At 44.7% G+C, this 12,090-nt stretch carries 10 protein-coding genes; all 10 read left to right on the top strand.

Annotation, left to right across the window (positions count from 1 at the left end):
* Window positions 1-29 precede the first annotated feature (29 nt).
* The 10 genes from B5G33_RS13080 (at window position 30) to B5G33_RS13035 (ending at window position 12,083) form a co-directional block, all read left to right on the top strand.
* Window positions 30-644: a cytidylate kinase-like family protein gene (locus tag B5G33_RS13080; RefSeq protein ID WP_087268055.1), complete on the top strand. Its 615-nt coding sequence runs from the start codon at window positions 30-32 to the stop codon at window positions 642-644.
* A gap of 24 nt (window positions 645-668) precedes the next feature.
* Window positions 669-1,241 carry an MMPL family transporter gene (locus tag B5G33_RS13075; RefSeq protein WP_087417944.1) on the top strand — a complete coding sequence of 191 codons (573 nt, stop codon included), beginning with the start codon at window positions 669-671 and terminating at the stop codon, window positions 1,239-1,241.
* Entirely contained in the window at window positions 1,228-3,927 is a 2,700-nt protein-coding gene (locus B5G33_RS13070) for a hypothetical protein (RefSeq protein WP_087417943.1), read from the top strand. Before B5G33_RS13075 ends, B5G33_RS13070 begins: the two co-directional genes overlap by 14 nt.
* Window positions 3,928-4,057: 130 nt before the next feature.
* Entirely contained in the window at window positions 4,058-4,579 is a 522-nt protein-coding gene (locus tag B5G33_RS13065) for a hypothetical protein (protein ID WP_330396695.1), read from the top strand.
* Between the two features lie 513 nt (window positions 4,580-5,092).
* Window positions 5,093-6,400, top strand: a complete 1,308-nt coding sequence (locus B5G33_RS13060) for a bifunctional folylpolyglutamate synthase/dihydrofolate synthase (protein WP_087417942.1) — start codon at window positions 5,093-5,095, stop codon at window positions 6,398-6,400.
* The gene (locus B5G33_RS22385; protein ID WP_087417941.1) at window positions 6,370-7,080 is read left to right on the top strand and encodes a metallophosphoesterase family protein; all 711 of its coding nucleotides are present in this window, start codon (window positions 6,370-6,372) and stop codon (window positions 7,078-7,080) included. The genes B5G33_RS13060 and B5G33_RS22385 overlap by 31 nt, the downstream gene beginning before the upstream one ends.
* 11 nt (window positions 7,081-7,091) lie before the next feature.
* Window positions 7,092-7,886, top strand: coding sequence for an EcsC family protein (locus tag B5G33_RS13050; protein ID WP_087268040.1), 795 nt, complete (start codon window positions 7,092-7,094; stop codon window positions 7,884-7,886).
* Between the two features lie 95 nt (window positions 7,887-7,981).
* A complete protein-coding gene (locus B5G33_RS22380) occupies window positions 7,982-8,761 on the top strand; it encodes an AAA family ATPase (RefSeq protein WP_087417940.1) in 780 nt (259 codons plus the stop codon).
* Window positions 8,762-8,827: 66 nt separating this feature from the next.
* Complete coding sequence (locus B5G33_RS13040) at window positions 8,828-9,505, top strand: ABC transporter ATP-binding protein (protein ID WP_087417939.1); 678 nt, start codon at window positions 8,828-8,830, stop codon at window positions 9,503-9,505.
* Window positions 9,492-12,083, top strand: coding sequence for an ABC transporter permease (locus B5G33_RS13035; protein WP_087417938.1), 2,592 nt, complete (start codon window positions 9,492-9,494; stop codon window positions 12,081-12,083). The genes B5G33_RS13040 and B5G33_RS13035 overlap by 14 nt, the downstream gene beginning before the upstream one ends.
* Window positions 12,084-12,090 lie beyond the last annotated feature (7 nt).

Below are 12,090 nucleotides of genomic sequence, written 5' to 3'. Positions count from 1 at the left end.
AACAGATGAAAAAAAGGAGGCCTTAAAAAATGAATATATGCATAAGCAGAGAATTTGGCAGCGGAGGACATGAGATCGGAAAGATACTTGCCGAGCAGCTTGGATATTCCTTTTATGACCGCAGGCTGCTGGAAGGTGCGGCGGAGAAAAGCAGGATTCCCATAGATCATCTGGAAAGGGCAGATGAGCAGAAAGCCAATCCCTGGATACACAGAATATGGTATGAGGCAGAGGATGAAAATCTCCGTGGACTTCCGGCCAATGATATTTTATTTCAGATACAGAAGGACTATATCCTGAACCGGGCAAGGGAAGGAAATGCAGTTTTTGTAGGCAGATGCGGAGACTTTATTCTAAAAGAGGCAGATATCCCCTGTGTTTGTATTTTTATCACTGCCCCATATGCCTGCCGTGTAATGCGAAAAAAAGAGCTGCTCCATTTATCCGCAAAGGAGACAGAGACACTGATAAGGAAAACAGATAAACGGAGAAAAGCCTACTACAATTATTACACAGACGGGGGCTGGGGAAAACCAGATAATTATGACTTTTGCATCAACAGCAGCCGTGGAATCCATGAAACGGTCAGAGTACTGGAGAAGCTTCTGGAAGAACTGTCCCGGGAAGGTGAGAAAAATGAGTGAAAAGTCAGAGAAAGGTATACCGTCATGAAAAAATTTTATCAGAAAATCGTGGAGCATCCCAAAAGCATCCTTACCCTGTTTATCCTGGCAGCAGTTTTTGTGGTACTGCTTTTTACCATGAAATCCGTCTCTCTCCCGGTTTTCCTGGTGCTGGCTATCGAGACGGCAGTGTGGATCAATGTGTCGATTCCATACTTTAAGGATTCTACGGTATTCTACATTTCCTACCTGATCATCAGCTCTATCCAATTAGGAGCTACCGTGGATTATGCGATCCTGACTACGGAACGCTATATGGAGTTCAGACAGACCATGGATAAGAAAAAGGCAGTTTCTGAAACCATCGCAGCGGTGACTACATCTTTGCTTACTTCCGGTATTGTGCTGGCTGTGGTGGGATACCTGATGGGGGCGATTTCTTCTCACGGGATCCTTTCCCAGCTTGGAACCTTCCTGGGAAACGGAAGTATGCTGTCCCTGACTATCGTACTTTTTGTACTGCCGGGACTGCTGTACTTATTTGACGGGCTTATAGAGAAAACTACCCTGCACACAAACTTTTATCAGAAAAGGAGACATCATCATGAATCGAAATAAAAAAAGCAGATATACAAAAAACACCATTACAGCGGCTGTATGTTTTTCCATGGTCCTCGGACCCCCCCTGCCGGTCATGGCTGAGGAGAATCCTCAAAAAGAAGAAAATGTCTATGCCTCCCTGGAAGAAGATGGAACCGTATCCGGCGTCTATGTGGTCAATGAATATGATCTGGAAAAAGATACCGGGATCACAGACTATGGCGATTATACAGAAGTAACCAACCTGACTACCGAGGATAAAATAGAGGAGACAGCCGACGGATATACAGTAGAAGGCAAAAAAGGGAAATTCTATTATCAGGGGAATCTGGAGACAAAAGAACTGCCCTGGAAGATCCAGATTTCCTATTACCTGAACGGTGAGAAGAAAAATCCGAAAGAACTGGCCGGAGAGAGCGGAAATCTGGAAATCCGGATTTCCGTAAAGAAAAATGAAAAAGTAAAGGGAGACTATTTTGAAGATTATCTGCTCCAGGCCACAGTTACACTGGACTCCGAAAAGTGCAAAAATATCCAGGCAGAGGGGGCTACTCTGGCAAATGTGGGAGCAGATAAACAGATCCTATACAACATTATGGCGGGACAGGAAAAGGAATTTTCCATTACTTCAGAAGTTACAGACTTTGAAATGGACGGGATTTCTTTTCAGGGAGTACCGATGTCCTTTGCCATTGATACAGACAGCCTGGATATGACGGCTCTCTATGAACAGACAGATGAGCTGAAAGAAGCGGTATCCCGGCTTGATGAAGGGGCCGGTTCACTGAAAGAAGGTACTGGAGAACTGGCGGAAGGAGGCAGCCGGCTTCTGGATGCCACAGGCAGCCTGGCCCAAGGTGCAGTCAGCCTTAAAACAGGCACAGACGGGGCCGCTTCGGGAAGTTCTGCTCTTGTCCGGGGAAGCCAGGAGCTGGAGACCGGTATCGGCGTTTATCTGAATGGCGTTTCTTCGGCAGCTTCCGGAAGTAAATCTCTGATCCAGGGAGCAGACAGCCTGAAAGAAGGCGTCCCTGTTCTTGAAGCCGGCGCAGGTCAATTAGCAGAAGGGACCAGGACCTATACAGAAGGAACCGAGAGCTATATAGACGGCGTCCAGGCTTATATCAGCGGCGTGGACCAGCTGAAGGAAGGGGCCGGACAGCTGGCCGGACTGAAAAACCTGGGAGAAGTCTCCCAGGGGGTAACTGCTTTAAAAGACAGTTCTCAGCAGCTTACAGATGGGGCAGCGGCTCTGTCTGATGGACTGGAGGCCCTTCGGTCCCAGCTCCGGCTTCTGGAAGACTCCAGGGAAGGCGGGCAGCTGCAGGAAATGCTGGGCAGTCTTCAGGAAGCAGCCCAGGCTATGGATAGTGTCCAGGCAAAGGCCGGAGAAATGTTTTCTCTGTATAATGAGGCGGCGGGAGAGCTGCAGGAAGCAGAAAATATTCTTTCTCAGGCAGAAAGCGAACTCCAGTCCCAGGCAGATAGTGCCAGTGACAGTCTAAACCAGGCTGGGGCAGCTCTCCAGTCCCAGGTAGATTCGGCAAACGCTCAGATCAGCCAGGCAAACAGCCAGATAGAGACAGCGGCAGACAGTGCCAATGCCCAGATTGATGCAGCCATAGCCGCTGTCTGGAATTCCATAGGCAGCGGCGCCATAGATCCGGATACAGGAAGCGCCCTTATTGCCGGCCTGGATGGAAGCAGGGTCAGTGTGCAGGGGGCAGATACTGTGGCTGTGGATATTCCTGCACCGGAGATTTCTATAAGCAATGACAGCTCTTCGGCGCTGACATCCATTGCCTCCAGATTAGAAGAGATCCAGGCAGGAGAAACCGGATCTGTGAACAGTATGGCGGAAGAACTAAACAAAGCAGCCGAAGCAGGGGAAAGCCTTCCAGATTTCCAGACAGGAGACCTGTCACAGCTTACGGAAAGTATACAGGCTCTGACAGAAGGGGCCCGGCAGCTGGAAACAGGACTGGAGCAGATGAACCAGGGGTTAACTTCCATGGAGACACAGACCGCTTCTCTTCCTGCAGGAGCAGAAGGAATCGACAGCCTTTTAAAAGGATTTGACGAATTGACTGCTCAGAATCAGCCCCTGAAGGAAGGGGGAGAAGCCCTGAAATCTTCTTCCGCAGCGCTGAATCAGGGAGCAGAAGAAGTAAGCGGCGGGATCACCCGGTTAAACACCGGGATCTCTGCCCTGGCAAAGGGCGCCCGCCAGCTTGACGCAGGATTAGAAGAACTGGAAGAGAAAGGTACAGATATCCAGACAGGAAGCAGCAGTCTTACAGAAGGGACCCAGGCTCTTTTGGAAGGCCTTACCCAGCTTCAGGAAGGGGTAGACACTTTATCTTCCGGAGCCTCTGTTTTTGAAACGGGTATTTCCAGCCTGGCAGAAGGTTCCCAGGATCTGGACGAGGGAGCCGGAGAAATGAAAGACGGCACTGAAGAATTTAAAACAGAAACTGCAGATATAGACACAGAAATCGAAAATAAGGTGGAGGAAATGGTACAGGAATTTTCCGGCGAAGACTATGTTCCGGTTTCCTTTGTATCTGAGAAAAATACCAATGTAGAGGCTGTCCAGTTTGCCTTCCAGACCGATCCCATCCAGATAGAAGAGGAAGAGTCCCGGGAGGAATCCCCTGCAGAAAACACCGGCTTCTGGGAAAAAATCAGAGGATTATTTGAATAATTCCGAAAAAACTAAAAATCGGACGCATATCCAGAGAAATTATCCTAACCTGCGGCAGTCCGGGGTGTTACAATACTGATTATAGTAAAACGAACACGGAAATGTGCTGTTCAGGAAAGGAGAAGGCTATGTGAAAGGGGCAGAAAGCGGCATGTCCGCTCTTGCCAAAGCCATGGGAATGGCAGGAGGGACCAACCCGGCAGAACTTTTAAGAGATAAGCTGATCAGCAAAGGCTTTGACGCATTTATCTATGAAAGCCCTGTAGACAAAATGAAGAAACAGATCGAAGCCGGGGAGAAACCGGATATCAATATTTACTTTGCCGGTAAGAACGCCATTGCAGACTTTGTAAAAGACATGGACCTGGTAATCACCCTCTGTGATATTAACGAGGGAAGACCCAGCTTCGGACTTTCCAAAGGCGGCGGAGAAATCCTCTGGTATGTCTTTGAAATCCCGGTAGTAGCCGTAAGCTGCGGACAGCCCACCATGCTGGCAGATATTCCCCAGGTACGGACTTACATCAATGCCTATGACACAAAAGACAGTACCTTCGATGCACTGGTAGAAAACCTGATGACAGGAGAAGAAGCTTTTAAGGGGCAGGATCCTATCGACAGCTTCTGCGGACTTTTTGACGCACGGCTGTAAAACAAAGGGATAGATTGTTGTTTATAGAATAATGATAAAAAATGAAAAGCGCCTCATCGCCGGACTTATTTCCGGTGGTGAGGCGTTTGTTACGGCTGAGCTTCCGATTTTTTCATTCCTGGCTGTAGTATTTAACTAGCTGGTACGGTTATACAGAAAGAAATCTGATTTTAAACCGTAATTTTCGATGGTCGAAACGGTTACACAGGGAAAATACGATTTTAAGCCGGAAATTTAAGTTAGTTGGGACGGTTACACAGAAGAAAATCTAATTTTAAACCGTAATAATAGGGTAAATGGAACGGTTATATAGAAGAAAATCCGATTAAGAACCGTCCCCATATGCCTACAAGGACGGTTACATGAATGAAAATAGATTCTGAACCGTTTCTCCCATTAAAATATAGCTGAGAATAGAGAAGAACAGAAGATTCCGATTGTAGTCAAAAGGAAAAAGCGCTATAATAATCTCCGAATTACAGAGGGGCATACAGGCCCCGGATAGGAGAAATCATGAATTACGAAGAAGCAAGAGTATATTTGGAGGAAGCCTCTAAATACGGAAGTGTACTTGGCTTAGAGAATATGCGCCATCTTATGGATCGTCTGGGAAATCCCCAGGACAGTCTGAAATTTATCCATATTTCAGGAACCAACGGAAAGGGTTCTGTCCTGGCTTATCTTTCTACTATACTGACAGAAGCGGGATACCGGGTAGGACGGTATATTTCCCCTACTTTGTTTTCCTACAGAGAGCGGATACAGGTAAACGGAGAGCGGATCGGAAAAGAAGCCCTGGCGAAACATGTGACAGCTATTGCAGAAGCTATTAAAGATATGGAGGAACATCATCTTACAAATCCAACGCCTTTTGAAATAGAAACCGCCCTTTCTTTCCTGTATTTCCAGGAGAAAAAATGTGATCTGGTGGTCCTGGAAACCGGTCTTGGAGGAGCCCTGGATGCCACCAATATCATTAAGACGCCGGTAATGGAAGTGATCACCCCCATCAGTATGGATCACATGGCCTTTCTGGGAGATACTTTGGAGGAAATTGCCGCACAGAAAGCCGGGATCATCAAGCCTTATACAAAGGTGGTATCCGGTCCCCAGAAAGCCGGAGCCAGGAAAGTTCTGGAAGAAAGGGCAAAGGAGCAAGGGGCTTCCATGGAATTCCTGGATATGGAAGAAGTAAAGGATATTCATTACGGGTATGAAAAACAGAGCTTTACCTGGAGAGACTTTGATCAGGTAGAGATTTCTCTGGCAGGAAGCTATCAGATCCTGAATGCCGCTCTTGCCCTTCAGTCTGTGACTATGCTTCAGGAGCTTGGCTATTCGGTTTCCAGAGAGAATATCTATGAAGGGTTCAGAAAGACCCATTGGAGAGGGCGTTTCACCCTGATCTCCAAAGAGCCGGTAGTGATCATGGACGGGGCTCATAATCCGGGAGCAGCCAGAGAATTGGAACATTCTCTGAAGCTTTATTTTCCGCACCGGCATATCCGGTATATTTTCGGTATATTTCAGGACAAGGATTACAAACAGGTTATCCAGATCACAGCCCCGCTGGCAGACCATATCATAACAGTGCAGACTCCAGATAATCCCAGAGCCCTTCCGGCAGAAGAGCTGAAGGAAGCAGTGGCCTGTGTGAATCCTTCTGTGGAAGCGGCAAAAAGTATTGAACAGGCAGTGGAAAAAACTCTGGAAGAAGCAAAACCGGAAGATGTGGTGATCATTTTCGGCTCCCTTTCCTTCTTAGGAGAGGCAGAAAGGAATGTGAAGAAATGGAAAGAAAAACAGGACGGATTGCAGTAATTTCCGATACCCACGGACTTCTGCGGCCAGAAGTGGCTGAAATTTTAAAGACCTGCGACGCAGTCATTCATGGCGGAGACATCAATACCCCCGGGATTCTGGAAGAAATCCGCAGGATCAATCCTTCCCTGTATGTGGTCCGGGGGAATAATGATAAGGAATGGGCCGAAAAACTGCCTAAAGAGCTTTCTTTTTCTCTTTTTGGCAAAAGCTTTTATATGGTCCACAATAAAAAACATATCCCAAAAGATCTGGAGAAAAAAGATTTTGTGATCTACGGACATTCCCATAAATACGAGGCCTATGTGCAGGAAGGCGTCCAATATCTGAACCCGGGAAGCTGCGGTCCCAGAAGATTCCATCAGCCGGTGACCATGGCAGTGCTGATTATAGAGGCAGAAAGCTTCCATATAGAAAAGATGGATATCCTTCCCAGAGTGGAACAGGAAAAAGTACCGGAACTTTCCCAGAAAGATATGGAAAAGCTGATAAAAGGAATCTTAAAAGAACTGGAAAAGGGAACCACCGTAGCTTCCATGGCAAAGAAATTTCAGGTTTCAAAAGAGTTTGCTGAACAGGTATGCAGGATTTCTGTAACTCACCCGGGAGTGACCGCCCATGGGATCATGGATAAGATGGAAGTAAATAAGATCGTATCAAAAAGCGGCAAAAACAGTTAGGAGGAAGGCTATTGATTTCCAGAAAATCCTCTCTTGAAAAAGAACTGGAGACGGTTTTAAAGCAGGAACAAAGATATATAGACAAGTATAAAGAGAAAAAGGAATCTTTTCTGAACCAGAAGCTGGCCCAGAAGATTCCCGATGGACTTCAGGAGAAGCTGGACGCAGCATTTAGCAAGGCTTTTTTCCTGGTCTTTGACAAGGGAACCGGGATCATAGAAAAAACCTACAAAAAAGAAGATCTGGAGCATGGGTACAAGGTTAACGCTTATTCGGCGGAAATCCGGGAGAACAAAAACACCTTACGGACTTTTAAGAAAGGCGCTGCCGCCTCCTCCAGAAAAAATCTTCTTTTGTCTACAGCAGAGGGGGTAGGCTTAGGGGTACTGGGGATCGGTCTGCCGGATATTCCCCTTTTTACAGGAATGATCCTGAAAAGCATTTATGAAGTGGCCTTGCACTATGGATACGCCTACGATACAGAAGAAGAACGGTACTTTATCCTGAAACTGATCCAGGTATCTTTGCTGTATGGAGAAGAACTGGTTCAGGAAAATCAAAAGACAGATCTTTTTATGGAAATGAAGAAACTTCCAGAAGGATACGATATGAAGAAGCAGGTCAAAGACACCTCTTCCATGCTTTCCGGAGAGCTTTTGTATATGAAATTCCTTCAGGGAATCCCAGTGGTGGGAGCGGCAGGAGGAATTTACGATACCGTATATCTCCAGAGGATCATGAAATATGTAAAAATCAAGTATCAAAAACGATTTTTACTGGACAAAGCAAGAAAACGTTTACCATAATTATTTTATGTAAATTAGAAAGAGTTATAAACACCACAGCAGCAATGCTTATATAGAAAAATGAGAGTATTGATATAATTTGGGGCAATCATTCTATGAAAAAACATCTCTATGTGATCGGCGGCACCATGGGAGCCGGCAAGACTACAGTCTGCAATATTTTAAAGAAAAAATTGAAAAACAGCGTTTTCCTGGACGGGGACTGGTGCTGGAATATGGAGCCTTTTCAGGTGACAGAGGAGACTAAGGCAATGGTAATGGATAACATTACCCATATACTGAATAATTTCCTTGCCTGTTCGGCCTACGACCATGTGATTTTCTGCTGGGTTCTTCACGAGCAGGAAATCCTGGACACACTTTTATCCAGATTGGACTACCGGAATGCAGAAGTTCATCTGTATTCCCTGATCCTTGATGAGAAAAGTCTGGAAAAAAGACTGAATAAAGATATATGCCAGGGACTGCGGCAAAAAGATATCTTAGAACGGAGCATAGAAAGGATTCCTCTCTATGAAAAATTGAACACAAAGAAAATACATGTTTCCAGACAAACACCGGAGGAGACAGCAGCCGCAATCCTGAGTGATGCAGGGATAGAAGACAATGAAAAAGAAGAGGAAAAGAAAATGGAAAACATAAATGAAAAGGAAAGTGCATTTCCCGAAGATTTGGAAAGTCTGAAAAAAGAGCTGGAAGCTTACCGGAAAATGCACAGAGGAGTTCAGCAGGAGTATGATTCCATTGTACGACAGATGGAAAAACAGAAAGAAGCCGGCAGGGCCAAGTCCGCCACCTACCGTCAGCTTATGGGGCGGAAGCTGACCTACGGCACTATGCTGGATCTATATAAATTATACGATTTGGAGGAGTGAACACAGACCTGCTGTGAGGAATATACCCGTTGCTTGCAGGAACGGATTAGAGAGGGGGAAACTAAAGTGGCTGCGGTGAAAGTGATTTCTCTTACAAAAGAGTATGGAGATGGAGAAAGTTATATTAAAGCAGTGGACAATATATCACTTACCATTGGGAAAGAAGAATTTGCAGCAGTTGTAGGAGCTTCGGGAAGTGGAAAGACCACATTATTAAATTTGATCGGAGGTCTGGAGTATCCTACCCATGGAGTGGTTTATGTAGATGGAGTGGATATTACCCAATTATCTGCAGAGGAGCAGACTTGTTTTCGACGGCAGCATATTGGTTTTATTTTTCAGAAATATAATCTGATCCCTGCCATGAATATATTTGAGAATATTGTCCTTCCTGCAAAGCTGATGGATCGGAAAATCGATAAAGAAGAAGTTTTCCGGCTGGCAGAGGATCTGGAAATCCAGGATAAACTTTTTCAAACGCCTGATACCCTGTCTGGCGGGCAGCAGCAGAGGGCAGCTATTGCCAGGGCAATTTTTACCCGTCCTGCAATTCTTTTAGGAGATGAGTTAACTGGTAATCTGGATTCCAAAACCAGAGTCTCTGTGATGAAACTTTTAAAAGAAACCTGCAGGAAATACAGGCAGACCTTACTGATCGTTACTCATGATAAAACAGTTGCCGCCATGGCAGACCGGATTATCTGCATGAAAGACGGAAGGATCGTGGAAAATGAAAAAGTATAATTATGATCGGACTGCGCAGCAAGTGCTTCTGGATTCTTATAGAAAACAAAATAGAGGTAAGAACCGTCTCTTGCTCCTGGCAGTCACGCTTACTGTAAGTGTGATCTATTGTATTTTAAGTTTTGCCTATGGAAAGATACAGACCGATATTCAAAAAAACATCCGGGCAGACGGAATGGCTGTATCTGTCTATATAGAAAATGGAACAGAAGAAATGGCAGAGCAGTTAAAATCCCTGCCCTACATAGCCAAAACCGGAAAAGAAAAATTTGCCGGAAAATTATTGGATCAAAATATAAAATACTGCGACTGCGTGGCAGCAGATGAAACCGGATTTCAGGAAATACTCTCTCCGGCATATACACAGATTGTGGGAAGCTACCCTGAACAGGAAAACGATATTATGCTTTCTGCCAAAACATTGGAGTATTTGGGAATTTCAGAACCGCAGATCGGAATGGAATTAGATCTGGACTTTTATTGGAATGATATTTTCCACAGTGATGGGACCGGAGAGCAGACATTCTGTCTTTCCGGCTATTTTACTGATTACCAGAATTCGTCAGCGGCTTCCTCCATTGCATTTTTGTCAGAAAAGAAACTGACAGAAAATGGGCTCAACTGGGATTCCTGCAGGGTACTGCTGGATACCCGGAGTCATACGCTTGGCGGTATTCAGATAGAAAACAAGTTAAAAGAAGATGTCCGCTTAACAGAAGACCAAAGAATTGTAAGTACAGACTCTGCTTTTTACCGGGCAGTAGAAGGTATGATGGGAAGTTTGGGATTTGCAGTTGTATTTTCTTTTTTGATCCTGCTGTGCATGTTTTTATGTGTCTATAACATTTTAAATCTTTCATTGGCGGAAGACCTGCGGCAATACGGTCTTTTGGAAGTGATCGGAGTACAGCAAAAGCAGATTATCAAAGTGATGTTTTGGCAGATGTTAGAAATCGCTGCGAAAGGAAGTTTTACCGGAGGTATGGCAGGGGCTTTTGCAGTGTTGGTTATCCTTCCATTAGTGATCAGAAAGATGTATCTGGAACAGGCTTCGGAATTAGAAAGACTCTCTCTTTTCCACCCGGGTTTTCTTCTCATAGCTATGGTCCCAACTGCTGTCACCATATGTTTGGCAGTTTTTTTAGTCAAAAGAAAGATCAGCCATCTAAGTCCTCTGGAATGTCTGAATTATGAGGAAATACCTTTAACAAAAGGTCAAGAAAAAGCTCATAAAATGAAGAGCCTTATAAGCCACAGAAGACACCCGGAAATCTATTTGGCCAGAAAATATTTATTCCGAAGCAGAAAGGCTTTTTTCATTACAATTATCACATTGACCATAGGGTGCGGAATAGCCCTTGCCTCTTCCGTGATAGTACGAGGCGTTGATATCCAGAACCGTTTTTTAAAAGAGCCGGATTTCTGGATTGGCATTACACAGGAAGCTTGCCAAACATTAATGGAAACATCTCCAGATACGGAAAACATGGTCTTTTTTTCAAAAGACCTGCTGGAAGATATAGAACAGACTGCCGGAAACAGTATGGGAAATGAATCACAGCTTTTTGGATTTTATCCTATTATTGGGACAAACGGGAGAGAAAGCATTAAATTATTAAACCAGGGAGAAGAGGCGGCAACAGTAATCCAAACACTCACCACTGTAGAAAAGGAGCAGCTCCAGTCATATATTCAAAAACAGGAGCAGACGGCGGACTGGGAAACTTTTGAATATGAAAACGGTACATTTCTTCTCCATGACCATAGGTTGTCAGAAACTGTTGCAGAAAAAGCTATGCAGCAAGTTGGAAAAGAAATAGAAGTTTACGACCTTGTTCCGGTAGGAACTGAAATGTCCGGGCTGATTCCGGAAACATTGATAAATTGCGGATATCTGGACATTACAGAAGAACAATTCCCAGATCTGAACTTGTGCTGGGATGGAAGAAATACCAATATTCTCCTTGTTACAGAGGATACCTACGGGAAACTGACAAAAAAATTAACGCCACAGATTTTTACTGTCAGCTTCGATGTAGAAGGGAAGCAGGAAAATTCTATAAAGTCCCAGTTAAAAGACTTTATCCAGAAGAAAAATATGGAATTTCAGGCGGAAACAGGATATTCTGATAAATTAAATCTGCTGCAGATAGAATGCAAATCAGATCTCCTTGCAAAAGAACAGAATTATATTCAGACAAGCCGGCTGTTATTGCTGGTGATCAGCGGCTGTCTGATTTTTATCGGAGTCCTGAATTTTCTGAATGTAAGAGTAGCCGATATGATACTCAGGAAGAAGGACTGCACTATTATGAGAAGTATAGGAATGACGAAGAAGCAGCTCCAGAAAATGTTTCTTGCAGAAGGACTGCTCACCTGGCTGGTGTTATTCGCCTTTTTGGTAACAATTGACTCCATACTGATAGGAGGTGCCAGCTGGTTTATGAAAACGAAGATTTCCTATTTTGTATTCCATTACCCTATAAAAGAAATGGCTGGGATACTGCTGGTTTTGCTGGGAATCTGCATGATTCTTCCAAGATTTTTTTATAAACAGAATATTGAGCGGGATAAATAATATAGGG

The organism is Blautia sp. An81, from assembly GCF_002161285.1.
In the GTDB taxonomy this organism is placed as follows: Bacteria; Bacillota; Clostridia; order Lachnospirales; family Lachnospiraceae; genus Blautia; species Blautia ornithocaccae.
Note: the sequence above shows the minus strand (reverse complement) of the source record. Positions and strands in the feature narration are given on the sequence as shown.